Below are 24,307 nucleotides of genomic sequence, written 5' to 3'. Positions count from 1 at the left end.
GCGCGATTGTTCCGGCCATGTGGTAATTTACTGACCTGTCGTGTTCGCGAGTCGGGTCGCAGACCACGAAGAGGATTCGAATGCCGCCTTCCGAAGAAAGCTCCGCGGGCCCGCGCCGAACGGCAGGCACAAGCAGTTCGCGCAAGGTTCTGCAGGTGCTGCTCGCGTTCTCCGAGCACCGGTGGGAAGCGAGCGTCGCGGAGCTGGCCGAGGTGATCGGCAGCCCGGTCGCCACGACTTATCGCTACGTGCAGTTACTGAAGGAACTTCAGCTGCTCGAAGAGGCCCGCTCGGGCCGCTACCACGTGACCAGCCAGGTGATGCCGCTCGCGCGCGCCGCGCGGCTGGCCAACGACGTCGCCCGGATCGCCCGCCCGACCATGGAGGAAGCGTCGCGCGAGCTCGGCGAGACGATCTTGCTGTTCCAGCACTTCGGTGACCTGGCGGTATGCACCGATCGGGTGGAATGCGACCGCGCCATGCGGTTCACGTTCCAGCCCGGGCACTCGATCCCGCTCGGCGCGGGCGCGACCGGCAAAATGCTGCTCGCGCTGCTGCCCGACGGCGAACGCGAGCAGCGCGTCGCGGAGATCGCGCGCGAACACGGGATCGAGGTGCGCGAGGAGCTGAAGCTCGCACTGGCGAACCGCTACGCGCAGAGCTGGGGCGAGATCGAAGACGGCGTGTGGGCGTGTTCGGTGCCGGTGGAAACGGGGCGGACGCGGCCGAGCGTGCTCTCGCTCGTCGGGCCCGCCGCGCGCATCGGCGACGCCGCGCGGGCCGAGGCGATCAGCGCGTTGCAGGTGTATGCCGAGCGCATCAAGAAAGCAGTTTCGTCGTATTCGGTGTAGCGGGTAGGAATGGGGGATGATCCGGCTCGCCACTGCTGTCGACCTGCCGCTGCTGGGTGAGCTCGAACGCGCGGCCGGGGAGCCGTTCCGCGACCTGGGGATGGCGGCCGTCGCGGATGACGAACCGTTTTCGGTGGCGGAGCTGGAGCCGTACCGGGTCGGCGGGCGGTGCTGGGTGGTGGATGTCTCGGGTGTCGTGGCGGGGTATCTGGTGGCGGACGTCGTGGACGGCAATGGTCACGTCGAGCAGGTGTCGGTGCTGCCGTCCTTCGCGCGCCGGGGGCTGGGACGGCAGCTGATCGAGACGGCCGCCGCGTGGGCTGGTGCCCGTGGTCTGCCGGCGCTGACTTTGACAACCTTTCGCGACGTGCCGTGGAACGCTCCGTACTACGCGCGGCTGGGCTTCCGGGAGCTTCTCGAATCGTCGTGGGGACCCTCGCTGCGCACCATCCGCGAGCACGAGGCGGCGCTCGGGCTGGACCACTGGCCTCGTCTCGCGATGATTCGCTGACCAGCGGTGTTACCCCTCCGGGGGACATGCGTCGCCCACGAGGGGGACCCGATTTGCGAGCGCCTTCGAACACGTGTTCTACTGGTCGGGCCGGCCCCGGAGGGGGAAGCTCCGCGGGCCGGCACTCTCGGTTTTCAGCGTTTGGAGGCAGCGTGGCAGTCAAGATCACCCACCTCACCAACGGCCAGCAGGTGCGCTTCGCCAACGCCGACGGCGCCCGCCGCTACGCCGAAATCATGGGCGGCGGCGTCGACAAGTGGGCGTTCACCGACGTGCCGGGCGAGTCCGAGCTGCCGAAAATGTCGGGGTCGGTCGTTAATGTCCCGGTATGGCGTATGACTTCCAGGTGACCGTGGACTCCGCGGAACCACACACCCAGGCCGACTGGTGGGCCGAGACGCTCGGCTGGGCTGTCGAACCCAGCGACGAGGCCTTCATCCGCGAGATGATCGCCAAGGGCTACGCGTCGGAGGACGAGACCACGGTGCACAGGGGCGTTTTGGTCTGGCGCTCGGGCGCCGCGATCTCACACCCGGAGACGTCGCGGCGGGTCTTGTTCCAGGAGGTCCCGGAGGGCAAGACGGTGAAAAACCGCCTCCACTTCGACGTCCGCGTCGGCGGCCCGGAGTACATGGAGGAGGAGTTCGCCAAACTGCAGGCCAGGGGTGCGACGTTCCTGCACCGGGGGTCCCAGGGACCGAACCGCTGGATCACCCTGGCGGACCCGGAAGGCAACGAATTCTGCATCGGCTGACGGTCTGCACGGCTTCTTCCGGGAACGTCCCGGCCACTTCGGCCTCACCCACGTCTCGGCCCGGCTCGGCTCGGCTGGCGGGGGCAGCCGAGCCTTCGCGGTGACCGCGCCTCTTGCCACGCGGACCACCCTTGCCACTCCGCGCGGAACTTGCCACTCCACACCGGTCCACGCCACCCCGCGCGGCGCCATGCCTTCCGGCGCGCGCCATGCCATTCCGCGCGGCGCCTCGCCATTGCGTGCGGCACGATGCCATCCTGCGGACGCCATGCCAACCTGCACAGCACCCCGCCACTCGGACCGCCCAAGCCATCCCGCGCGGGCACGTGCCGCTCGACGCTGGCCCATGCCATTCCGCGAGGTGCCTCGCCAATCAGCACGGCACCTCGCCACCCCAAGCCGCACATCGCCACAGCGGCGGCACATGCCAAGCGCGCAACACTTGCCATCCACCTCGGCACCATGCCGCCCGCGCGACCTCTTGCCACTTGACGCGGCACCCCTGCCAGCCCGCGCGGAACCTCGCCGCTACCGCCGCACCTTGCCACGACAAAGGCAGTGGCACACCTCGATGTCATGCCACACCCATGGCGGCTTGCCGATCGGTGCGGAACCTTGCCACCGAATGTCGCACGTTGCCCAGGAACTTGCCATTCGCCGCCGGGCCTGCCACAAATGCGGCGCCTTGCCAGTAGGGGCAGCAACTTGAGGTAGGGGCGGCAACTTGCCGATCAGAGGTGGGTCTTGCCACCGTGGCAAGTTGTAAGTGGTGTGGCTGAGGATCTTGCGGTCAGGCCCGCTTGTATGGGGTGATTCGTGTTGTCCGTGGGCCGGAGGCAATGACGACCGGTCCGAAGCGTCCAGTGGCAGGAGGCCCGCACACCCATGACGTCCCGGCGAGAGACCCAGCTGCTTTCCCGAGCCGCCGAGTACAGCGCGGCCGCCCTGCGCAACATCAGGAAAGAGTTCCCCAACGACATCCGCAGCACGATGCGGTTCCCAGGGGATTTCCCGAACCGTCCGCGCGACCTGTACCCAGCCTTCTACGGTTGCTACGACTGGCATTCCTGCGTCGAGATGCACTGGCTCCTGGTCCGGCTGCTCCGCACAACCCCAGACGCAGTACCGACCGACGACATCCGGACCGCACTCGACGAGCACCTCACCGCCGACGCCCTCGAAGGCGAAGCCGAGACGTTCGGGACCAAGGGATCACGGGCCCGCCCCTACGGCTGGGGCTGGGCCCTCATGCTCCACCACGAAATCGCCACCTGGGACGACCCCGACGCCCAAACCTGGTCGGCCAACCTCGCACCCCTGTCAGCCGCAGTCACCGACGCATTCCTGCAATGGCTCCCCAAACAGACCTACCCCGTCCGCACCGGCGCGCACAACAACAGCGCCTTCGGGCTTTCCCGAGCCCTCCCCTACGCCAGGAGCCAAGCCGCAGCCGGCGACGGAGCCCTTCTCGCCGCCATCCAAGACGCCGCCGCCCGCTGGTTCAGCACCGACGCCGACTACCCCGCCAACTGGGAACCCTCCGGCGCCGATTTCCTGTCGCCCGCCCTCACCGAAGCGGAGCTGCAGGCCGGCCTCCTGCCACCCCACGACTTCGCAGCCTGGTTCGACCGGTTCCTCCCCCAGCTCCCGGCCGCGCTCCTCACCCCGGCCACGGTGTCCGACGACAGCGACGGCCAGCTCGCCCACCTCCGCGGCCTCAACCTCAGCCGTGCCTGGTGCTGGCTCCGCCTGGCCGACAGCCTCCCCGCCGCCGACCCGCGCCAACCCCTCCTGGTCTCCGCCGCCGAAGCCCACGCGGACCCGGAGCTCGACCACGTCAGCGGCAGCGACTACATGGTCGAGCACTGGCTGGCCTGCTACGCCGTGCTCTACCTGACCGTCGGCGAACGCGACCACGCAGGAAAGGGCGCCGCCACGGGGAACGCCCCGCAGCGAGCGGAAACCTAACCCTGCAGCCGAGAAAGTGTCGCCGGAATGGCCGCCGCCAGCAAGTCCAGCTCCTCGTCCCCCGCCACCAGCGGCGGTGACATGGCAATCCCCTTCCCCAACGGCCGCACCAAAACACCCTCGTCCCGCAGAAGCCGCTGCAGCTTCCCCGGCGCCCCGGGATCCGCCGCCAGCACCTCGGCCGACAGCTCCACCGCGGCCAAGAACCCCAGCCCAGCCCGAACCTCCGCGACCAACGGATGCTCAGCCGCCCCGGCCAGCGCGTCCGCCAACGGCTTCTCCAGATCCCGCCCCCGCGGAATCAACCCGTCCTTCTCATAGATATCCAACGTCGCCAACGCAGCAGCACAACCCACCGGGTGCCCCGCATAAGTAGCCCCATGCCGCAAAACAGGAGCCCCGGCAGAACCCGTGAAGAACGGCGCCGCCACCTCCGGCGAAACCAGCAACGCGGCCAACGGAATAGTCCCACCGGTGAGACCCTTGGCAGTCGTCACCATATCCGGCCGAACCGCCCACCGATCAATCCCGAACCACGTCCCCAACCGCCCGAACGCGGCAATCACGCAATCCGCCACGAAAAGCACCCCGTACCGGTGACAAACCTCCACCGCGGCCTCGAGATACCCCTCCGGTGGCAACAACACGCCACCCGCGCCGATCACCGGCTCACAGAAGAACGCGGCAACCCGATCCGCGCCCACCCGCAGGATCTCGGCCTCCAACGCCGGCACACTGTCATACGCCACATGCGAAAACCCCGAAGGCATCGGCCCGAACCCCTCGGCATTCACCGGGATCCCGCCCACGGCCGTGCCGAACCCGTGCGTCCCGTGGTACCCCTGCGTCCGCCCGATGATGTGGGTCTTCTCCGGTCGTCCAGTGTGGACGAAGTGCGCCCGCGCGATCTTCACCGCCGTGTCGACGACATCACCACCACCGGAGCCGAGGAACACCTTCGAACCCGGCACCGGAGCAAGCGAAGACAGCCGCGAAGCCAACTCCAGCGCCGGCTCGTTCGCGTAATACCCGAACAGGTTGTACGAATCCAGCTTCTCCAGCTGCGCCGTCACGGCCTGGGTGATCTCAGGCCGCCCGTGGCCGAAGTTCGCGTACCAGAGCGAAGCCGTGGCGTCGAAGTAGCGGCGGCCGGCGTCGTCCCACACGTACGAGCCCGAGCCGCGCGTGATCACGAAGCGGTCGCCGTCGACGGCGCCCATGTCCGCGAACGGGTGCCACAGCGGGTTCTCCATGTAATCCTCCTTGTGTCACAACGAAAGGAACTCGGCGATCTCCGACTCCGAGTACCCGATTTCCGCGAGCACCTCCGCCGTGTGCTGGCCCAGCACCGGTGGCGCCGACGTCGGCCGCGGCTGCGTGTCGGAGGCCTTCACCGGGAAACCCGTGCCGAGGTAGGTGCCGACGGTTGGGTGCGGCAGCCGCACGACCTGGTCGCGCGCGGCGGTCCACGGGTCGGCGTACACGTCGTCGATGTCGTTGATCGGCGCGGCCGGGATGCTGGCCTCGTCGAGGGCCTTCGTCCAGTCGTCGACGGTGCGCGTGACCAGCACTTCTTCCAGCAACGCGTTGAGCTCGTCGCGGTGCGCCGCCCGCGCCGCATTGGTCGAGAAGCGCGGGTCCTCCGCGATGTCCAGGCCGAGGACCCCGCAGAACGCGCGCCACAGCTTCTCGCTGCCGACGGCGATGACGAGCCAGCCGTCGGACACGTGGTACGCCTGGTACGGGACGATGCTCGGGTGCGCCGAGCCCATCCGGCGCGGCCGCGGGGCGTCGTAGAAGTGCGCACCGGCGGCGTAGATGTGCCAGGCGAGCTGCGCGTCGAGCAGGGAGACGTCGAGGTACTGGCCGCGCCCGGTGGTGTGGCGGGCCTGCAGCGCCATCAGCACGCCGATGATCGCCCACGTGCCCGCGTTGAGGTCGGCCACGGGCAGGCCCACCTTGGCGGGCGCGCCGTCGGGCTCGCCGGTCAGCCCCATCACGCCGCCGAGTGCCTGCGCGACGAGGTCGTAGCCCGGCCGGTCGCGGTACGGCCCCGTCTGGCCGAAGCCCGTGATCGAGACGTGGATCAGCCGCGGGTTCAGCTCGGACAGCGAGGCGTACGACAGGCCCCACCGCTCCAGCGTGCCCGGGCGGAAGTTCTCGACGAGCACGTCCGCGTCGGCCACGAGCCGGCGCACGGCTTCGCGGCCGCGTTCGGACTTGAGGTCGAGCACGATCCCGCGCTTGTTGCGGTTGGCGGCGAGGAAGTACACCGCTTCGTCGCCGACGAACGGCGGGCCCCACAGGCGCGTGTCGTCGCCGTGGCCGGGCGGCTCGACCTTGACGACGTCGGCACCCATCTCGCCGAGGTACTGCGCGCAGTACGGCCCAGCCAGGATCCGGGAGAGGTCGACGACCTTGAGACCGTCGAGCGGGCGGACCTCGGGCATGGGGCGGCTCCTCGGGGCGTCGTCGCGGACCTACGCCTCCTTTCTACCTCCCGGCCAACGGATTACCTACCAACGGCCCATTGACGTGAACCGTTCACTCCTGTTGATTCTTGAGGAAGTATGTGCCGCTTTGAGTAGTTGAGTTGTGCACTCCGGGAGGAATTCATGCGTCGTCTTGTGGGCCTGCTGGCGGCTGCCTGCCTGACCACCGGCCTGGCCACCACCCTCACCACGGCGAGCGCGGAAGCGGCCCCCGCCGCCCCGAACGCCGTCCAGCAGGAAACCGGCGCGCTGCCGCCGATGGGCTGGAACAGCTGGAACAAGTTCGGCTGCAACATCAACGAAGAGCTCATCCGCGAGACCGCTGACGCGATCGTCGCCAGCGGGCTCAAGGACGCCGGCTACCAGTACGTGAACATCGACGACTGCTGGGCCGAGCAGAACCGCAACGCCGAGGGCAAGTTCGAGCCCAACCACGAACGCTTCCCGAGCGGCATCAAGGCGCTGGCCGACTACGTGCACAGCAAAGGCCTCAAGCTCGGCATCTACACCAGCGCCGGCACACAGACCTGCGCGAAGACCATGCCCGGCGCCCTCGACCACGAGGACGTCGACGCGCAGACCTTCGCCGACTGGGGCGTCGACTACCTCAAGTACGACAACTGCAACAACGAGGGCCGCCCGGCCATCGAGCGCTACACGAAGATGGGCGACGCGATCAAGAAGACCGGCCGCTCGATGATCTACGCGCTGTGCGAGTGGGGCGAGAACCAGCCGTGGCTGTGGGGCAAGAGCTCCGGCGCGCAGCTGTGGCGCACCACCGGTGACATCAGCGACAACTGGACCAGCATGACCGGCATCCTCGACCAGCAGGTGGGGCTCGAGAAGTACTCCGGCCCCGGCGGCTGGAACGACCCTGACATGCTCGAGGTCGGCAACGGCGGCATGACCGACGCCGAGTACCGCTCGCACTTCGCGCTCTGGTCGCTGATGAACGCGCCGCTGCTCGCGGGCAACGACGTCCGCTCCATGCCGGCCGCGACGAAGGCGATCCTGGCGAACAAGGACGTCGTCGCCCTCGACCAGGACTGGGCGGGCGTGCAGGGCCACAAGGTCCGCGACGACGGTGACACCGAGGCGTGGACCAAGCCGATGTCCGACGGTTCGGCCGCGGTGGTGCTGTTCAACCGCGGGATTTCCGCTGCGACGATGTCGAGCGACGCGTCGGAGATCGGTCTGTCCGGGCGCGATTTCCGCGTGCGTGACCTGTGGACGGGTGCGGAGACGGAGAGCGCCGGGACGCTGCGGGCGACCGTGCCGAGCCACGGTGCGGCGGTGTTCCGGGTGTGGCCGGCCAAGTTCCCGGCTGCCGCACCGGCGGCGACGCTGTCTCTTGACGCGGGGTCGTACTTCCCCGCCGGCAAGCCGTTCACCACTCACGTTCGGCTGACCAACGACGGCAGCACGCCGCTCGCCGCGGCGCGAGTGACGGTGTCGGCGCCGTCCGGCTGGCAGCTCGACGGGCGTGGTGACGTGCTCGTGCCCGCGGTTGCACCGGGCAAGTCGTGGGAACGGTCGGTGACGGTGAAGCCCGTGAAGCCGGGCGCACAGGTCGCGATGTCGGCGAAAGCCACCTACTTCACGGGCTGGGGGCGGCGTTCGTTGTCGGCTGACATGAGTGGACCGGTCGTGACTCCGTTCGCCGCCGGAGTGACGCCGATGTCGAAGGCGCCGTTCCTGCTCACCGAAAACGGCTGGGGCCCGGTCGAACGCGGCACCAGCAACGGCGAGAACCAGGCCGGCGACGGGAACCCGATCACGATCAACGGCCAGGTGTACTCCGATGGCCTCGGGGCGCACGCGCCTTCGCTGGTCCGGGTGTACCTGGGCGGGGGTTGTCAGACGTTCCACTCGGTCGTCGGACTCGATGACGAGTTCGCCACGGGGAGTGTGACGTTCGAGGTCCGCGGGGATGGGAAGACGCTGGCTTCGACGGACGTGTTCCGCCATGGCTCGGCGGCGCAGGCGCTGGATGTGCCGTTGGGTGGGGTGCAGGTGCTGGACCTCGTCGTGACGGATGGTGGAGACGGGAACAACACCGATCACGCAGACTGGGCTGACGCGGCGGTGAGCTGCTGAATCGGTCCGAACCATTCACACACGCCAGGCCGCGGCGGGAGAATGCGGCATGGCGTCGACGGAGGCCCTGCCGGCTGAGCACTGGATGATCACTGCAACCCGCAACGGGAAACCGCTGCCGGAAGTGGTCGTGCGGCGGTGGGTGTGGTTCTGCGACCACGCCCGCCGCAGCCGCATCCACTACGTGACCACGGAGTTCGTCGGCGTCGCCTGTGCGGCGGCGGTGCCGGTGTTCGCGGCGTTGCGGTGGGACGTGGCGTTCAGCGCGATCGCCGGAGCGCTGGTGTTGATCGCGACGACGATCCGGACGGTGCTGGGGTTCCATGACGACTGGATCGAGTACGTGCGGCTGCGGTTCTCTTTGGAACGGGATGCGACGGCGTATTTGTACGGGATCGCGCCGTATGACGTTTCCGATGAGGAGGCGGTGAGGGTGCTGGTCACCCGGCATGAGGAGCTCGGTGCCGAGTTGAGGGATGGGTGGTTTGCGAGGAGGAAGAAGTTGGGGAATGGGGGGCACGCGATCAAACCGCCGGCGTAGGGGTTGGGGTTCCGGGGTTTCGGGTTGGGGTGCCGGGGCGGGTCTGGGTGCAGGTTCCGCTGCGTGGGTGGGCGGCGGTCGTGAGGGTGGACGCGGCCAGGGTGCGTGGTGAGTTGGGCAGGCGGGCGGCGGTGGGTGGGGGGCGTCAAAGCACCCCAATGTGGCGTTGGTTGCGTTGAGCGCACCCAATGTGGCGTTCGGTGCGTTGGGCGCAACGAACGCCGCGTTGGGGGCGGAGGTCAGCGGACGCCGAGGTCGAAGTCCAGGCTGTAGCGGTTCGAGGGCATCGCGCCGGCGGACTTGGCGCCGTCGATGGGGAGGACGGCGCCGTTGATGAAGCGGGATTCGTCGGTGGCCAGGAAGAGGATGGCCTTGGCGACTTCTGTGGCCTCGCCGACGCGGGCTGCGGGAGTGCTGGCCACGAGCTGGTGTTGCTTGGTCTCGAAGTCGTCGGGGGAGGCCAACGTCGAGCGGAGCATGTCGGTGTCGATGGCGCCCGGGTTGACGGTGTTGGCGCGGATGCCCTGGTGGGCGTGGGCGACGGCGAGGGACTTCGTGAGGCCGACCAAGGCGTGCTTCGTGGCGTTGTAGACCGGGTCGCTCGGACGGCCCATCATTCCGCCGTTGGACGAGGTCGTGATGATGCTGCCGGAGCGTTGCGCGAGCATGTGGGGCAGCACGGCGCGCGTGCCGAGGAAGGCGGCGCGGACGTTGAGCGCGAAGATGGTGTCGAAGTCCTCGAGCGTGGTCTCCGTGAGGGGTTTGGCGAGGTGCACGCCGACGTTGTTCACCAGCACGTCGATGCGGCCCGCGTCCTCGATGACGCCCGCGACGAAGTCGTTGACCGCGGTCTCGTCGGTGGCGTCCACGAGCGAGTGGCGGTAGCCGTCCAGCTGAGCAGCCGGCTCGCGGATGTCGCTCGCGAAAACCACGGCGCCCTCGGCCAGGAACTCCTTCACGGTGGCGAGGCCGATGCCCCGCGCGCCCCCGAAGATCACCGCGACCTTGCCGGCCAACCGAGCCATCGTTCAGTCCCTCCCTCGAAGTTCGGCCACCTGGTAGTCCTCCGGCAGCCTGACCAGCGCGTCCGGCGCGCCGGTGTACCGCACCACCACGCCGTAGACGGACTCCGCCGCCTCCGCGGAAACGTACCCCGCCACCACGTCGGCCAGCACGTCTGCCACGGCGCGCCGCCGCGGGTCGCCGTAGCCGCCGCCACCGGGCAGGACGACGTCGACCTCGGCGTCCGGAGCCAAGGCGATGCGGCTTTTGACGGGCAGATCAGCTCCGGAAACCAGCCCGAACCGGCCGAGGGCGCCCGGAGCACCACCGTCCACACCGGACGCGGCGGCCCGCACCCGGTCGACGTTCCCGTTGACACTCCAGGGAAAATCGCCCCGCAGACCCATCGTCGTCCGCTGCCCCAGCCCGCCGCGGAACTGCCCGGCGCCACCCGAGTCCACCAGCAGCTCCCGCACGCCCTGCACCAGCGGCGCGCTCGTCTCGATCACCTCGGTGGGCGTCGAGCGCAGGCCGCTGGGAAAACCCGTGGTCGAGAGGCCGTCGCGGGACACGCGCGCACCCATGCCGCCGGTCTGGAACACCGTGGACATGAACCCCTCGCCGCGCCAGATCGTCATCCACAGGGCGTCGGCGCTCGGCGCGACCGGGCAGCCCGGCAGCGCCCCGATCAGCAACGACGGCAGGAAGTGCCCGATCAGGTGCCGCGACGCGACCGGTGCCGGGGCCACGCAGTTGAGCACCGAACCTTCCGGCGCGGTCACGTGCACAGGGCGGAACGAGCCCGCATTGTGCGGCACCCCCGGCGAGATCGCGGCTTTCACCGCGAACGACGCGTAAGCCCTCGTGTAGTTCAGCACCACGTTGATCCCGCGCCGGCTCTGCGGCGACGAACCCGCGAAGTCCACGTGGATCTCGTCGCCCGCCACGGTCACCGCGACGCGCAGCACGACCGGTTCGTCGTCGAAGCCGTCGGTCACCAGCTCGTTGCGATACACGCCGTCCGGCAACGCGGTGATCGCCTCGCGCAGCGCGCGTTCGGAGCGGTTCATGATCTCGGCGGCGACGTCGTCGAGCGACGCCAGCCCGAACTCCTCCAGCAGCCGTACGAGGCTCGCCGCGCCGACGTCGTTGCCCGCGACCTGCGCATACAGGTCGCCGATGGTCTCCTCTGGTGTGCGGACGTTGGCGCGGATCAGCCGTTCCAGGTCGGCGTTCACCTCGCCGGCGCGCAGGAACTTCAGGATCGGCAGCCGCAGGCCCTCCTCGAAGACCTCCGTGGCGTCCGCGGACACGAGCCGGCCGCCGATGTCCGGCGCGTGGCAGCACGACGCGAACCACGCGACCAGCCGACCACCCGCGAACACGGGCGTGGCGACGGTGATGTCGTTGATCTGCCCGGCCGTCTGCCACGGATCGTTGGTGAGCAGCACGTCACCGGGCTCCAGCGTCTCCGGTGGGTACTCGGCGACGAAGTGGCGCAGGCCGGTGGCCATCGCGTTGATGTGGCCGGGCGTGCCGCCGGTCGACTGGCCGATCATCTCGCCGCGCGAGTCGAACACGGCGCACGCGAGGTCGAGCGATTCGCGCACGACCGCGGAGAACGCGGTGTTGACCAGCGCGTTCTGCTGCTCGGCCAGGATCGAGTGCAGCCGGTTGCCGATCAGGCCCACGAGGATCGGGTCGGTCACCAGCTCACCTCCAGGCTCGCGTCGCCGCGCACCACGCAGCGCGCGCCCGGCGGGACGACCACCGTCGACTCGCGTTCCTGCACGATCGCGGGGCCGCGCCCCCAATCTCCGGGCCGCAGCCGGTAGCGGTCGACCACCGCAGTGTCGACAAAGCCACCGGCGAAGTACACTGGACAGCTGCCAGCCGATGCTCGTCCGGGCTCGATTTCCTTCAACCGCAACGAAACCTCGGGCACCGGCGCCGACGAGACCACCCGCCAGTTCAGCACCTCGACCGCCACCGGCGGTCCGCTGCGCCGGTACAACGACCGATAGACGTCCGTGAAATCCGCGACCAGCGCGTCCGGCCACGACTCCGCTGAAGCCCGCACCGGCACCCGGATCTCGTACCCCTGGCCGGCATACCGCATCTCGGCGACGCGCGCGTGCGTCACGTCCGCACCGTCCACACCAGACTCCCGCAGCAGCGCCGCGCCCTCGGCCTCCATCTCCGCGAACCGCGCGTCGACGTCCTCCCACGACAGGTCCAGCACGGCGGCCCGCGCCGAACGCACGAAGTCGAACGCCAGCGGCGCCGTCAGAAACCCCAGCGCACTCAGCACACCCGCGGCCGGCGGCGCGACCACCGTCCGCGCCCCGAGTGCCCGGGCGACACCGGCACCGTGCACCGGACCCGCGCCGCCGAACGTGTACATCGGCAGCTTCGCCGGATCCTTGCCGCGCTCCACGGCGTGCACGCGCGCGGCGTTGGCCATGTCCTCGTTCACGCTCGTATGGATGCCCCACGCCGCTTCCTCGACGCTCACGCCGAGCGGCTCGGCGATCTTCGTCCGCACAGCCTCGCGGGCGGCCTCGACGTCGAGCGCCATTCCGCCGCCCAAGAAATACGCGGGATCGAGATAACCCAGCAACAGGTCGGCGTCGGTGACCGTCGGCTCAGTGCCGCCGCGGCCGTAACACACCGGCCCCGGCTCCGACCCCGCCGAATCCGGGCCGACGGTCAGTAGCCCCAGCGCGTTCACCCGCGCAATCGAGCCGCCGCCGACACCGATCTCGATCATGTCGGTCACCGGCACCTTCACCGGCAGCCCCGAGCCGGGCAGCAGCCGGTACTCGCGGCCGACCTCGAACTCGTGGGTCACGAGCGGCGCGCCGTTGGCGACCAGGCAGAGTTTCGCCGTGGTGCCGCCCATGTCGAACGCCAGCAGGTCGCGTTCCCCGGCCCTGGCCCTGACGCCGAACGCGGACGCGGCGAGCGCTCCGCCCGCCGGGCCGGATTCGAGGATGCGGATCGGGTACCGGCCCGCGGTCTCGACGGTCGCGATCCCGCCGTGGGACAACATGATGTGCGGCGTGGGCCGCACGCCCAGCTCGTGCAGCCGGCGCGCCAGATCCGCCAGGTAACGCTCGGCGAGGTCCTGCACGTAGACGTTGGCGACCGTGGTCGACGTCCGCTCGAACTCGCGGATCTCCGGCACCACTTCGGACGACAGCGCCACCCGCAGCCGCGGCGCAACGCGTGCGAGCACCTCGGCCGCGCGCCGCTCGTGCCGCGGGATTGGAGAAGGAATGCAGGAAACACACGGCGACGGCGTCGATGCCCCGCGCGTCGAGCTCTCGGCCCAGCCGCGCGACGTACTCTTCGTCCAGTCCCGTGTGGACGGTCCTGTCGGCCAGGATCCGCTCTGGCACGTCGAAGCGCAGGTACCGGGGCACCAGCGGTTCGGGTAGTTCGAGGCGCAGGTCGTAGAGCTCGTAACGGTGCTCGCGGCGCATCTCGAGCACGTCGCGGAACCCCGCGGTGGCGAGCAACGCCGTGCGCGCGCCCTTGCGTTCGATCAGCGCGTTCGTGACCAGCGTGGTGCCATGCACGAGCTGCTCGACGTCGCCGAAGTCCAGCCCGGCGCCCGCGAACACCCCGGCCAGGCCTTCGGCGACCGCAAGAGCCGGCTCACGGTGGGTGGTGAGCACCTTCCCGACCGCGACGACCCCGGATTCGCCGAGCACGCACAGGTCCGTGAACGTGCCGCCGATGTCGATCCCGACCCGCAGGCCCGTCATCAGCGCGGCTTCCGCGGCCACCGCGGGGACGTGTTCACCGGAGGCTTCAGCTTCGCCCGCACCACCAGCACGTTGGGCTCGTCCGACTCGATGAACTCGCTCAGCAGCCGCCGGAACGCCCGTCCGAACCCGGACACGCGGTCGGCGTGCACTCCGAACGACCGCGCCAGGCCGACGAAATCCGGGCTGTCCCAGTCGACGCCGCGATGCGGCAGGCCTTCCTGGTCCTGGTCGTAGCGCAGCATGCCGTAGCCGCCGTCGTCGACGACCACGACCGTCACCGGCAGCTGCTCCTCCGCGAGCGTCGCGAGGTCGCCCACCGCGTAGAGGAAACCGCCGTCGCCGGTCACGCACACGACGCGCCCGGTTCCGGTGGCGGCGGCGCCGAGCGACGCGGGGAAGCCGTAGCCGAGCGTGCCCCAGCCCATCGGGTAGGCGAGCCGGCGCGGCGCGCGCACGCGGTGGAAACCCCCGATCCAGTACCCGGCCACGCACATGTCGGTGACCAGCATGGCAGGTTCGGGGAGCACTTCCTCCAAAGTGGACAGGAAGTCGGCCGCCTGCGGCTCCTCGGTGCGGATGCGCTGACGCACGCGGCGGCCGATGGACGCCAGCCGCACGGTCAGCTCGTCGAGGCCCGGCCGGCTGGCCGGCCGAAGCGACTCGACGACGCGGCGGGCGTCACCTACCAACGTGATGTCCGGTTTGTAGTTTTTCCCCGCGTCGAACGCGTCCACGTTCACCGCGATGAGCTTGGGCGGCGCGGGCATCAGCCAGTTCTGCGTCATCAGGCCGTCGAAGTCCGTGCCGATCGCGAGCACCACATCGGCCTCGTCCCACAGCTCGCCGACCTCCGGGGCGTGCACCGGATTCGGGGCCAGGCAAGGGTGATCGAGCGGCAGCAGCCCGCGCGCGGCGAACGTGGTGATCACCGGCGCGGCCAGGCGTTCGGCGAGTTTGCCGATGGCCTCACCCGCCTCCGAACGCAAGGCGCCACCGCCGGCCCAGATCAACGGACGCCGGGCGCCGGAGAGGAGCTCGGCGGCGCGGGCCAGATCCGGCAGGTCGAGCACCCGCTCGGCCAGCGGCTTCGGCGGTCCGCTCGGCTCCGAGATCTCACGCAGGTAGTCCGTCGGGATGCCGAGGTACACCGGGCCGGTCTGCGGCATCAGCGCCAGCCGCGACGCGCGGTGCACGGTGGTGCCGATCTGGTCGGCGCGGTGGACGGTGAACCCGGCCTTGGTCACGGGCGCGAACATCGCCTGCTGGTCGGACGTTTCGTGGAGCACGCCGCGCACCACGCCGGGGCGCTTGAGCGTGGACGGGATGTCGGTCGCGACCACGAGCACCGGCGCGGCCGAGGCCATCGCCTCGCCCACCGCGCCGAGCGTGTTGGCCGCACCGGGCCCGGTCGTCACGAGCGCGACGCCGAGTTTTCCCGTGGCGCGGGCATAACCGTCGGCCGCGAACCCGGCGGTCTGTTCGTGCCGGACACCGACGATCCGGATTCCCGCTTCCGCCAACGCCTCCCATAGCGGCAGGTTGTGCACTCCCGGGAGCCCAAACACGACTTCGGTCCCGAGTGCCTTCAGCGCGTCGCCCAGATGCTGAGCACCAGTCCGTCCTGCCACAGCTGCCACTGTATCCACCGTGCGGATTGCACCGCACGGTCGTCACCGGACACCGTTTGCCACCAGCAATTATGTGGTACTGGCCAGACAACGCCGCATCGTGCGTAGACTCGGGCTCCGGGGAGCGCCGATGCCCCCTGCGTGGCGGAAGGTGGTCGGAAAATGCCGTTGATGCCCGTGACCGACTCGATGTTCCTGATGGTCGAGACCCGCGAACACCCCATGCACGTCGGCGGCCTGCAGCTGTTCCGCAAACCGGAGAACGCGGGCGAGAACTACCTCAGTGATCTCCGCCAGAAGATGCTCGCCACCGACAACATGCGCAGCGTCTTCCGGCGCCGCCCCAGCCGGCCCGTGAACACCGCCGGGTACGTGCGCTGGGCCGCCGACGCGGAGCTCGAGCTCGATTATCACTTCCGCCACTCCGCGTTGCCGCAGCCGGGCCGCATCCGCGAACTGCTGGAGGTCACCTCCCGCTGGCACAGCACGCTGCTCGACCGGCATCGGCCGTTGTGGGAGATCCACCTCATCGAGGGCCTGCAGGACGGCCGGTTCGCGATGTACTCCAAGATCCACCACTCGCTGATGGACGGCGTCTCCGCGCTGCGCCACCTGCAGGGCACGCTGTCCGACGACCCGAACGATCTCGACTGCCCGCCGCCGTGGGGCAGCCGGCAGAGCGGGACCAACGGCAACGGCCACGCGCAACCGTCGCTGTTCAGCCTCGCGGGCAAGACGTTCGACCAGGTCGCGGGCATCGCGCCGGCCGCGGCGAAGGTGGCGCGTGAGGCGTTCCGCGAGCACACGCTCACGCTGCCGATGCAGGCGCCGAAGACGATGCTGAACGTGCCGATCGGCGGCGCGCGCCGGTTCGCCGCGCAGTCGTGGTCGCTCGACCGCGTGCGCGCGGTGGCGACCGCCGCCGGCGTCTCCCGCAACGACGTGGTGCTCGCCATGTGCTCCGGCGCGCTGCGCGACTACCTCATCGAGCAGAGCGCCCTGCCGGACGCGCCGCTGATCGCGATGGTGCCGGTGTCGCTGCGCCGCAAGGCCGACGCAGGCGAGGCCAGCGGCAACAACATCGGCGCTCTGCTGTGCAACCTCGGCACCGACCTGTCCGACCCGGCGCTGCGGCTTTCGGCGATCCACACCTCGATGACCAACGGCAAGAAGCTCTTCTCGGAGCTCACGCCCCTGCAGACGCTGCTGCTCTCGGGCGTCAACGTGGCGCAGCTGGGCGCGTCACCGATCCCGGGCGTCGTGAACAACACGCGGCCGCCGTTCAACCTGGTGATCTCCAACGTCCCGGGCCCGCGCAAGCAGATGTATTGGAACGGGGCCGCGCTCGACGGCATCTACCCCGCGTCGGTGCTGCTCGACGGCCAGGCGCTGAACATCACGCTGACCAGCAACGGCGACAACCTCGACTTCGGCATCACCGGTTGCCGGCGCAGCGTGCCGCACCTGCAGCGGATCCTCACGCACCTGGACACGGCGCTGGCGGAGCTGGAAGGCGCGACGGGCGTCAAGTAGGGCTTACGCGATGCCTTCCGGGCTGGCGCCGCCGACCTGGATGGCACCGGCGGTGATGCGCTCGATCTCGGCGAGGTCTTCGGGCGTCAGGTCGAGGTCGGCGGCGGCCGTGCTGGCCTCGATGTTGCGCGGCTTGCGGGCTCCGACGATGGCGACGTGGACGCCGGGCTGGGCGAGCGTCCAGGCGATCGCGAGCCGGCTGACCGACGCGCCCCGCTCGGCGGCGAACTTGGCGAGCTCGTCGACGATCTCCAGGTTGTGCCTCAGGTTTTCACCTTGGAACGCCGAGGATTTCGAGCGCCAGTCGGACTCGTCGAAGACCGAATCGGCCGTGAAGGTGCCGGTGAGCAGGCCGCTGCCGAGCGGGCCGTAGGCGAGCACGCCGATGTCGTGCTCACGCGCGTAGGGCAGCGGATCGGTCTCGATGCCGCGGCGGAACAGGTGGTACGGCGGCTGCAGCGTCTCCACCGGGCGCGTCTCGTCGAAGGCGGCGAGCTCGGCGGCGGTGTAGTTCGAGACCCCGACGTGGCGCACCTTGCCCGCGTCGACGAACTCCTGCAGCGTCGCCGCGACCTCTGCCGCCGGCGTCTCGGGGTCGGGCCAGTGGATCTGGTAGAGGTCGAGGTGGTCGACGCCGAGCAGGCGCAGGCTGTTGTCCACACCCTGGGTGAGCCACTCGCGGCGGGAGTCGCGGGCCCGTTCGGCGCGCGGTTTCGTGCCGCCTTTGGTCGCGATGACGACGCTGTCGCGGTCGTGCTCGAGTTCGCTGCGCAGCGCCTTGCCGAGGAGCTGCTCGGCCGCGCCGGCACCGTAGGCCTGCGCGGTGTCGAAGAGGGTCACGCCGAGCTCACGCGCGTGCCGGATCGCCGCGATCGCCGTGTCCTCGTCGAAGGAGCCCCACTGCCCGCCGAGCTGCCACGTGCCGAAGGCAATCCTCGATACTTCGAGGCCGCTCCTGCCCAGAATCGTCGTACGCATGATCCTCAGGAGAGCACACGGGCCACGGCCCCGCACCACACCTGTGGCGTGCGTCCCGGCCAGCGGATATCGAGTTGTGCCGGATGTGCCGATGATCGGATACTCCCTCGCCGTGAGCCTCCTCGAGCCCCTGCGCGGCCGCAGTTTCCGCGCGCTCGCCACCGGACGGACCCTCGCCACCTTCGCCAACGCCGTCGCCCCCGTGGCGCTCGCGTTCGCCGTGCTCGACCTCACCGGTTCGGCCGTCGACCTCGGGCTCGTGGTGGGCGTGCGCTCGGTCGCGAACGTCGCGCTGGTGCTGTTCGGCGGCGTGCTGGCCGACCGCCTGCCCCGCTCGGTGATCATGCAGGGCACCGAAGCGGCCGCGGCGATCACGCAGGGCACGCTCGCCGTGAGTGTCCTTTGTGGATTCGCGTCGATCCCGTTCCTCGTCGGGCTCAGCGCGGTGAACGGCGCGGTCGCGGCGATCTCCCTGCCTGCCGCGGCGGCCATCACGCCCCAGACCGTTTCGCGGGGCCGGCTGAACCAGGCCAACGCCCTGCTCCGCCTGCTCACCAACACCGGCCGCGTCGCGGGCGCCGGCGTCGCCGGGATCGTGGTCGCCGTGGCCGGCTCGGGCTGGGCGGTCGCGGTGAACGCGCTGCTGTTCCTCGCCGCCGCCGTCGCTTACCGCGGCATCCGCCTCCCGCGCGGCGCCCGCATCGAGACGAGCCACCCGATCGCCGACCTCATCGCGGGCTGGCACGAGTTCCGCTCACGCGCGTGGGTGTGGATCGTGGTGGTGCAGTTCGCCTTCGTCAATGCCGCCGGCCTTGGCACGCTCGTCGTGATCGGCCCGGTCGTCGCCGACGAGACGTTCGGCCGCACGGGCTGGGGCCTCGCCCTCGCGATCGAGACGGTCGGCTCCATCTTCGGCGGCCTCATCGCCGCGCGCTGGCAACCCCGGCGCGCGATGTTCGTCGGTGTGCTGCTGGTGATGACGGAGGCCCTGCCGATGTTCAGCCTGGGCCTGTGGCCCGCGCTGGTGCCGCTCCTGCTGACGATGGCCCTGGCCGGCTTGACGATGGAGCAGTTCAGCGTCATCTGGGACGTGTCCCTGCAGGAGAACATCCCCGAGGACCGCCTCGCCCGCGTGTACTCCTACGACGTGCTGGGTTCCCTCGCGGCCATGCCCATCGGGCAGATCGCGGCGGGACCGCTGGTCGAGCACCTGGGCCGCAAGCCCGTGCTGCTGGGCTGCGGTGTGCTGATCGTGATGGCGACTTTGCTCGCGCTGTCGAGCCGGCAGGTGCGCGGGCTGGTGCGCCGGCGACCGGTCGCCGCGGACACGGCGCCGGCCACCTGAGGCCGCCGCGAAACGGCTATTTCGGGCGTACCGCCATGAAGTTGATGGCGTGGGCGGTCATCACGACCTCGTCGTCGGCGTTGAAGAGCTCGATGTGCGTGCGGAGCAGGCCGCGGTCCGGCTTGGACTTCGAGAGGCGCGCCTCCTCGATGGTGGCGCGCACGTGGAGCTTGTCCCCGGGGCGGACGGGGCGGGGCCAGCGCAGGTCGTCCATGCCGGGGCTGCCGAGGCTGGACACCGAGGACAGGAAGTGGTCCACGAACATCCGCATCATCACGCCGGCCGTGTGCCAGCCGCTGGCGACGAGGCCGCCGAAGGGGCCGTGCTCGGCTGCCGCCGGGTCGGTGTGGAAGCTCTGCGGGTCGAAGCGCCGCGCGTACTCGACGATCTCTTCCGCGGTCACCACGGCTTCGCCGAACTCGTACACCGCGCCTTGCGGGTAGTCCTCGAACCAGCGGTCGTCGATCGGCGTCGTGAACTCGGTCATGGCTCGCAGCTAACCACAACAACAATTCGCTCCGAGACGAACTGTCAGCGAGCTAGTCTCGGCCGATGACGGCCGGACCGGACATCGCGACCGTCGCGCAGGCGATCGGCGAACCGGCGCGCGCGGCGATGCTGCTGCAGCTCATGGATGGTGACGCCCACACCGCGCGCGTCCTCGCGACGGTCGCCGGTATCGCCCCGTCCACGGCGAGCGCGCACTTGCGCAGGCTGTGTGACGCGGGCCTGGTGCGAGTGACGGAGTCCGGCCGGCGGCGGCTGCACCGGCTCGCCGGGCCGGAGGTCGCCCAGCTCGTGGAGGCCCTCGCCGCGCTCGCGCCTCCGCGGCTGCCCGCGAACCTGCAGCCGGACCCGCCGACGGACGAACTGATCGAGGCCCGCGCTTGTTACGGCCATCTCGGTGGCCGGCTCGGCGTCACGATCGCGGCACGGCTTCAGGAAGACGGTGTCGTCGGCGCGCTCCGCCCCGGCGACACCGACGCCGTACGCACCTTCGACCACCCGTTGCTCACCGCACTCGGGATCACCGGAGTCACCGCGGCTCCACCCGTCCGCGCCTGCCTCGACTGGTCGCAGGGCAGGGTCCATCTCGCCGGCGCGCTCGGTGCCGCGCTGCTCAACGGCTTCCTCGACGCGGGCTGGGTGCGCCGCCGCCCGGCCGGGCGAGCCCTGCGGATCACGCCGATCGGCCGGGACCACTTGGCGCGGCTCGCTTTCCGGTAGACGGGGTTCCCGGTAGCGAGTGCTTCCGGTAGTCAGGGTCTCCGGTAGTCAGCGCCCGGGAGAACGCGGCTCCGGCGCGACGTCGCGGTGCCCGTCGAGCTTCCACCAGCTCTCGAGGGTCTGGCGCAGCGCCTTGAGCAGCTCGCCGCCCGTTTCGAGCGGAACCAGCGCCGTCGGGCCGTCTTCGATGCGGAGGGCGGCCGAGAGACGGTCGTCGTGCTCGATGAGGCCCACGATCACGCGGGTGGGTTGACCGGTCATGTCGACAGTGGGGATCGCCTGCTCGTACCGCCAGCCCGTGGAATGCACGCGCCAGACCCTGACACAGTTTCCGGCGCTCGCGGCCGGTTTTCACCCCAACGTGCGTCGGGTCAGCGCACAACCCAGGGCCGCACCTCTTCGAGCAGCTTCGCGACGGCCAGCACGAGGTCGTCGGAGTGCCGCGGGCCCACGATCTGCAGCCCCACCGGCAATCCGGCCGACGTCCGCCCGGCCGGGACGCTGATCGCCGGCTGCTGCGTCATGTTGAACGGGTAGGTGAACGGTGTCCACTCCGGCCACTCGCTCAGCCCGCTGCCCGGCGGCACGTCGTGGCCGGCCTCGAACGGCGGGATCGGGATGGTCGGGGTGATCAACACGTCGTAGCGCGTGTGGAACTCGCCCATCAGGATGCCGAGCGCCGCGCGCGCCGCAGTGGCGTCGAGGTAGTCGCTCGCGCTGTAGGTCTTGCCCTGCTCCCACACACGGCGCAGGCCCGGGTCGACGCGGTCCTCGCTGCCCGGCGGGAACGAGTCCAGCAGCTTCGCCGCGCCGGTGGACCACAGAATGTCGAACGACGGCTTCGGGTCCTCGAACCCCGGGTCCGCCTCCTCGATCTGCAGCCCCGCGTCGTCGAGCGCCTTCACGGCCGCCGCGACGATCGCCGCCACCTCCGGGTCGACGTCCACGTAGCCGAGCGTCGGCGAGAACGCCGCGATCAGCCCGCGCACATCGCGCCGCACGGCCTCGCGGAAAGTGGAAACGGGCGGCGCCAGCGCGGCCGGGTCACGCGGGTCGGGGGTGGCGATCACGTCGAGCAGCAGCGCCGTGTCGTCGACGCTGCGCGCCATCGGGCCGGCGTGCGAAAGCGGGCCGAACGGGCTCGCCGGGAACAGCGGGATCCGGCCGTGGGTCGGCTTCATCCCGACGATCCCGCAGAACGACGCCGGGATCCGCACCGAACCACCGCCGTCGGTGCCCACGGAGATCGCGCCCATGTCCGCCGCGACGGCTGCCGCGCTGCCGCCGCTCGACCCGCCCGCGGTCATCGCCGGGTTCACCGGGTTGCGGGTGATGCCGGCGAGTGCGCTGTCGGTCACGCCCTTCCACGCGATCTCGGGCGTGGTCGTCTTGCCCAGCACCACCAGGCCGGCCTCGCGCATCCGCGCCATCACGGGGCTGTCGACGTCCCACGGCCCCTCGGCCGGGATGCTCGTGGAGCCGCGCCGCGTGGGCCAGCCGGCGGTGAGGAACATGTCCTTGATCGACGAGGGCACGCCGTCGAGCCAGCCGATCGGGTTGCCGTCGCGCCAGCGGATCTCGGCCGCCTTCGCCTGTTCCAGCGCGCGGTCGGCGTCGACGAGGCAGAACGCGTTGAGGTCGCCGTCGCGTTCCTCGATGGCCTGCAGCGCGTCCGCGGTCGCTTCCACCGGCGAGAGCTCCCCGGTGGCGTAGGCGGCGACCAGTTCGCTGGCGGTCAGTTCCCGGTGGCTCATCCGGCTGCTCCCTGAGATTCCGACGGCACGTATCCGAGCCGTTTGTCCACGACGTTGTGCAACGGCTCCCCGGCCACCCAGCGGCGGAAGTTCGCCGCGAACACCTCTACCAGGGTGGTTCGCCAGCCGCGGAAGTCCCCCGACATGTGCGGCGACAGCAGCACGTCCGGCATGGTCCAGAGTGGACTGTCACCCGGCAGCGGCTCGGTGTCGAACACGTCGAGGGCCGCGCCCGCGATCTGCCCGCCGCGCAACGCCGCCACCAGGTCGGACGTGACCACCAGCTCGCCGCGCCCGACGTTCACGAACCGCGCCGACGGCTTCATCGCCGCGAACGCCGCCGCGTCGAACATGCCCTTCGTCTGCTCGGTCAGCGGCGCGACGGCCACGACGTAGTCGAAGGCGGGCAAGTGTTCCGTGAGCTGCGCGGAGTCGTGCACCGTGCCGAAGTCGGGGTCGCCCGTGCGCGGGCGCCGCCCGGCCCCGGACACGCGCAGGCCGGCCGCGCGCAGCAGCCTCGCGATCGAGCGGCCGATGGGCCCGGTGCCGACCACGAGCACCTCGCGCCCGGCGACGCGTTCGGTCTCGCGGTGCTGCCACGTGCCGGCACGCTGCAGGTCGAGCGAACGCGCGAAGTCCTTGGCGAAGGCCAGAACCACGCCCAGCACGTACTCGGCGATGGCGTCGTCGAAGACGCCCCGCGAGTTCGTGAGCACGACGTCGCTCTCGACCAGGCCGGGGAACAGCACCGGGTCGACGCCCGCGCTCGCGATGTGCAGCCAGCGCAGGTCGCCGGCCGCGTGCCACGCTCCGGGCACGGCCGTGGAGAGGAAATCGTAGACGAACAGCCCCTGTGCTCCGGTAAGCGCTTCGGTCAGTCCTCCCGCGTCGGTGTAACGAACCACCGCCACCTTTTCGATAGCGGCCATGTCCGGTGGTGGAGCCGACCCGCACAGCACCGCCAGCACGGGAAATTCCGAGGCGATCACATTGACACCGTAAAAGTGGCTCGTATGATTGTCAACAATCCGAGGACGACCCCCGGAGCACCGGACGTGTCATCTGCACAGGCGTATTCCGGAGGCTGAGCCTTGGATCTGGACATCCTCGCGTTCGAGGGCCCGCTAGCCCAGCGCGGCATCGGCGTGATCGCACCGTTCGACCTCGCCCTCGAACGCGAACTCTGGCGGTGGGTACCGATGGAGGTCTCCCTCCACCTCGCCCGCACGCCGTACGAGCCCGTGCCCGTGAGCATGGAGATGGCGCAGCTCGTGAGCGACAGCCGGCACCTCGCGGCCGCGACCCGCGACGTGCTGCACGTCGAGCCCGAGGTCGTCGCCTATCTCTGCACGTCGGGCAGTTTCGTGAACGGCATCGACTACGAACGCTCCCTCACCAAGGCGATCTGCGACGCGGGCGCACCCGACGCCGTGACGACCTCGGGGGCGCTGGCCGAGGTGCTGCAGCAGCTCGACCTGCACCGGATCTCGGTGCTCACCCCCTACGACGCCGACCTCACCGGCAAGCTCCACGACTTCCTCGCCGAGCTCGGCGTGACCACGGTGTCCAGCGACCACCTCGGTCTGGGCGGCGGCATCTGGAAGGTGAGCTACCGCACCATCGCCGAGCGCATCCTCGCCGCCGACCACAGCGACGCCGAAGCGATCTTCGTCAGCTGCACCAACCTCCCCACGTTCGACTTGATCGAGCCCCTCGAGAAAGCGCTGGGCAAGCCCGTGCTGACGGCCAACCAGCTGACCATGTGGGCCTGCCTGCGCCGCATGTACCTGCCGATCGTCGGCCCCGGCCAGTGGCTGCGGGAGGTCTCTTGACCCACCTGTCTAAGATTGTCG

General features: G+C 70.1%; 22 protein-coding genes and 1 pseudogene. 11 read left to right on the top strand and 12 right to left on the bottom strand.

Annotation, left to right across the window (positions count from 1 at the left end):
- Positions 1 to 155: 155 nt before the first annotated feature.
- From ABZU76_RS36180 to ABZU76_RS36160, 5 genes are all read left to right on the top strand, one after another.
- On the top strand, positions 156 to 851 hold the full coding sequence (locus ABZU76_RS36180; RefSeq protein WP_354877998.1) for an IclR family transcriptional regulator C-terminal domain-containing protein: 696 nt from the start codon (positions 156 to 158) through the stop codon (positions 849 to 851).
- 16 nt (positions 852 to 867) lie between these two features.
- Positions 868 to 1,362 (top strand): GNAT family N-acetyltransferase, encoded by a 495-nt coding sequence (locus tag ABZU76_RS36175; protein WP_354877995.1) that lies wholly within the window; start codon positions 868 to 870, stop codon positions 1,360 to 1,362.
- 152 nt (positions 1,363 to 1,514) lie between these two features.
- On the top strand, positions 1,515 to 1,712 hold the full coding sequence (locus ABZU76_RS36170; RefSeq protein ID WP_220243923.1) for a hypothetical protein: 198 nt from the start codon (positions 1,515 to 1,517) through the stop codon (positions 1,710 to 1,712).
- Positions 1,691 to 2,116 carry a VOC family protein gene (locus tag ABZU76_RS36165; RefSeq protein ID WP_354877992.1) on the top strand — a complete coding sequence of 142 codons (426 nt, stop codon included), beginning with the start codon at positions 1,691 to 1,693 and terminating at the stop codon, positions 2,114 to 2,116. The genes ABZU76_RS36170 and ABZU76_RS36165 overlap by 22 nt, the downstream gene beginning before the upstream one ends.
- An 885-nt stretch (positions 2,117 to 3,001) precedes the next feature.
- Positions 3,002 to 4,084: a DUF2891 domain-containing protein gene (locus tag ABZU76_RS36160; protein ID WP_354877989.1), complete on the top strand. Its 1,083-nt coding sequence runs from the start codon at positions 3,002 to 3,004 to the stop codon at positions 4,082 to 4,084.
- Here the strand turns inward: ABZU76_RS36160 and ABZU76_RS36155 are convergent.
- Positions 4,081 to 5,304 (bottom strand): aminotransferase class III-fold pyridoxal phosphate-dependent enzyme, encoded by a 1,224-nt coding sequence (locus ABZU76_RS36155; RefSeq protein ID WP_354877986.1) that lies wholly within the window; start codon positions 5,302 to 5,304, stop codon positions 4,081 to 4,083. The two genes, ABZU76_RS36160 and ABZU76_RS36155, sit on opposite strands and share 4 nt — an antisense overlap.
- 48 nt (positions 5,305 to 5,352) lie before the next feature.
- Entirely contained in the window at positions 5,353 to 6,534 is a 1,182-nt protein-coding gene (locus tag ABZU76_RS36150) for a CoA transferase (RefSeq protein ID WP_354877983.1), read from the bottom strand.
- A gap of 165 nt (positions 6,535 to 6,699) precedes the next feature.
- Between ABZU76_RS36150 and ABZU76_RS36145 the strand changes: the two genes are divergently transcribed.
- Positions 6,700 to 8,673, top strand: coding sequence for an NPCBM/NEW2 domain-containing protein (locus ABZU76_RS36145; protein WP_354877980.1), 1,974 nt, complete (start codon positions 6,700 to 6,702; stop codon positions 8,671 to 8,673).
- Between the two features lie 49 nt (positions 8,674 to 8,722).
- A complete protein-coding gene (locus ABZU76_RS36140; protein ID WP_354877977.1) occupies positions 8,723 to 9,214 on the top strand; it encodes a DUF4231 domain-containing protein in 492 nt (163 codons plus the stop codon).
- A gap of 239 nt (positions 9,215 to 9,453) precedes the next feature.
- On the opposite strand, the gene ABZU76_RS36135 is transcribed toward ABZU76_RS36140, so the two are convergent.
- From ABZU76_RS36135 to ABZU76_RS36115, 5 genes and pseudogenes are all read right to left on the bottom strand, one after another.
- Positions 9,454 to 10,239, bottom strand: coding sequence for an SDR family oxidoreductase (locus ABZU76_RS36135; protein WP_354877974.1), 786 nt, complete (start codon positions 10,237 to 10,239; stop codon positions 9,454 to 9,456).
- 3 nt (positions 10,240 to 10,242) lie between these two features.
- Positions 10,243 to 11,928, bottom strand: a complete 1,686-nt coding sequence (locus tag ABZU76_RS36130; RefSeq protein ID WP_354878265.1) for a hydantoinase B/oxoprolinase family protein — start codon at positions 11,926 to 11,928, stop codon at positions 10,243 to 10,245.
- A complete protein-coding gene (locus tag ABZU76_RS36125) occupies positions 11,922 to 13,454 on the bottom strand; it encodes a hydantoinase/oxoprolinase family protein (protein WP_354877971.1) in 1,533 nt (510 codons plus the stop codon). The genes ABZU76_RS36130 and ABZU76_RS36125 overlap by 7 nt, the downstream gene beginning before the upstream one ends.
- An 82-nt stretch (positions 13,455 to 13,536) precedes the next feature.
- A pseudogene (locus ABZU76_RS36120) lies at positions 13,537 to 13,986 on the bottom strand (hydantoinase/oxoprolinase N-terminal domain-containing protein); the annotation flags it as partial.
- On the bottom strand, positions 13,986 to 15,617 hold the full coding sequence (locus ABZU76_RS36115) for a thiamine pyrophosphate-binding protein (RefSeq protein ID WP_220243933.1): 1,632 nt from the start codon (positions 15,615 to 15,617) through the stop codon (positions 13,986 to 13,988). The pseudogene ABZU76_RS36120 and the gene ABZU76_RS36115, both read right to left, overlap by 1 nt.
- 162 nt (positions 15,618 to 15,779) lie before the next feature.
- On the opposite strand from ABZU76_RS36115, the gene ABZU76_RS36110 reads away from it, so the two are divergent.
- On the top strand, positions 15,780 to 17,150 hold the full coding sequence (locus ABZU76_RS36110; protein WP_354877967.1) for a wax ester/triacylglycerol synthase family O-acyltransferase: 1,371 nt from the start codon (positions 15,780 to 15,782) through the stop codon (positions 17,148 to 17,150).
- A 3-nt stretch (positions 17,151 to 17,153) separates the two neighbouring features.
- Here the strand turns inward: ABZU76_RS36110 and ABZU76_RS36105 are convergent, their stop codons facing one another.
- Entirely contained in the window at positions 17,154 to 18,128 is a 975-nt protein-coding gene (locus tag ABZU76_RS36105) for an aldo/keto reductase (protein WP_354877964.1), read from the bottom strand.
- A 91-nt stretch (positions 18,129 to 18,219) separates the two neighbouring features.
- Here ABZU76_RS36105 and ABZU76_RS36100 point away from each other — a divergent pair, with 91 nt between their 5' ends.
- On the top strand, positions 18,220 to 19,473 hold the full coding sequence (locus ABZU76_RS36100; RefSeq protein ID WP_354877961.1) for an MFS transporter: 1,254 nt from the start codon (positions 18,220 to 18,222) through the stop codon (positions 19,471 to 19,473).
- 16 nt (positions 19,474 to 19,489) lie between these two features.
- On the opposite strand, the gene ABZU76_RS36095 is transcribed toward ABZU76_RS36100, so the two are convergent.
- Positions 19,490 to 19,960 carry a MaoC family dehydratase gene (locus tag ABZU76_RS36095; protein WP_354877958.1) on the bottom strand — a complete coding sequence of 157 codons (471 nt, stop codon included), beginning with the start codon at positions 19,958 to 19,960 and terminating at the stop codon, positions 19,490 to 19,492.
- A 65-nt stretch (positions 19,961 to 20,025) separates the two neighbouring features.
- Between ABZU76_RS36095 and ABZU76_RS36090 the strand changes: the two genes are divergently transcribed.
- Positions 20,026 to 20,700, top strand: coding sequence for a helix-turn-helix transcriptional regulator (locus ABZU76_RS36090; protein WP_354877955.1), 675 nt, complete (start codon positions 20,026 to 20,028; stop codon positions 20,698 to 20,700).
- 48 nt (positions 20,701 to 20,748) lie between these two features.
- On the opposite strand, the gene ABZU76_RS36085 is transcribed toward ABZU76_RS36090, so the two are convergent.
- The 3 genes from ABZU76_RS36085 to ABZU76_RS36075 form a co-directional block, all read right to left on the bottom strand.
- Positions 20,749 to 21,009 carry a hypothetical protein gene (locus ABZU76_RS36085; protein WP_354877952.1) on the bottom strand — a complete coding sequence of 87 codons (261 nt, stop codon included), beginning with the start codon at positions 21,007 to 21,009 and terminating at the stop codon, positions 20,749 to 20,751.
- Between the two features lie 62 nt (positions 21,010 to 21,071).
- Positions 21,072 to 22,454, bottom strand: a complete 1,383-nt coding sequence (locus ABZU76_RS36080) for an amidase (protein WP_354877949.1) — start codon at positions 22,452 to 22,454, stop codon at positions 21,072 to 21,074.
- Positions 22,451 to 23,443, bottom strand: coding sequence for a D-2-hydroxyacid dehydrogenase (locus ABZU76_RS36075; RefSeq protein WP_354877947.1), 993 nt, complete (start codon positions 23,441 to 23,443; stop codon positions 22,451 to 22,453). The genes ABZU76_RS36080 and ABZU76_RS36075 overlap by 4 nt, the downstream gene beginning before the upstream one ends.
- Positions 23,444 to 23,545: 102 nt before the next feature.
- Here ABZU76_RS36075 and ABZU76_RS36070 point away from each other — a divergent pair, with 102 nt between their 5' ends.
- A complete protein-coding gene (locus ABZU76_RS36070; RefSeq protein ID WP_354877944.1) occupies positions 23,546 to 24,286 on the top strand; it encodes an Asp/Glu/hydantoin racemase in 741 nt (246 codons plus the stop codon).
- Positions 24,287 to 24,307 lie beyond the last annotated feature (21 nt).

It is taken from the genome of Amycolatopsis sp. NPDC005232 (genome assembly GCF_040607795.1).
In the GTDB taxonomy this organism is placed as follows: domain Bacteria; phylum Actinomycetota; class Actinomycetes; order Mycobacteriales; family Pseudonocardiaceae; genus Amycolatopsis.
The sequence above is the reverse complement of the archived record's forward strand: the minus strand, read 5'-3'. Positions and strand labels throughout refer to the sequence as shown.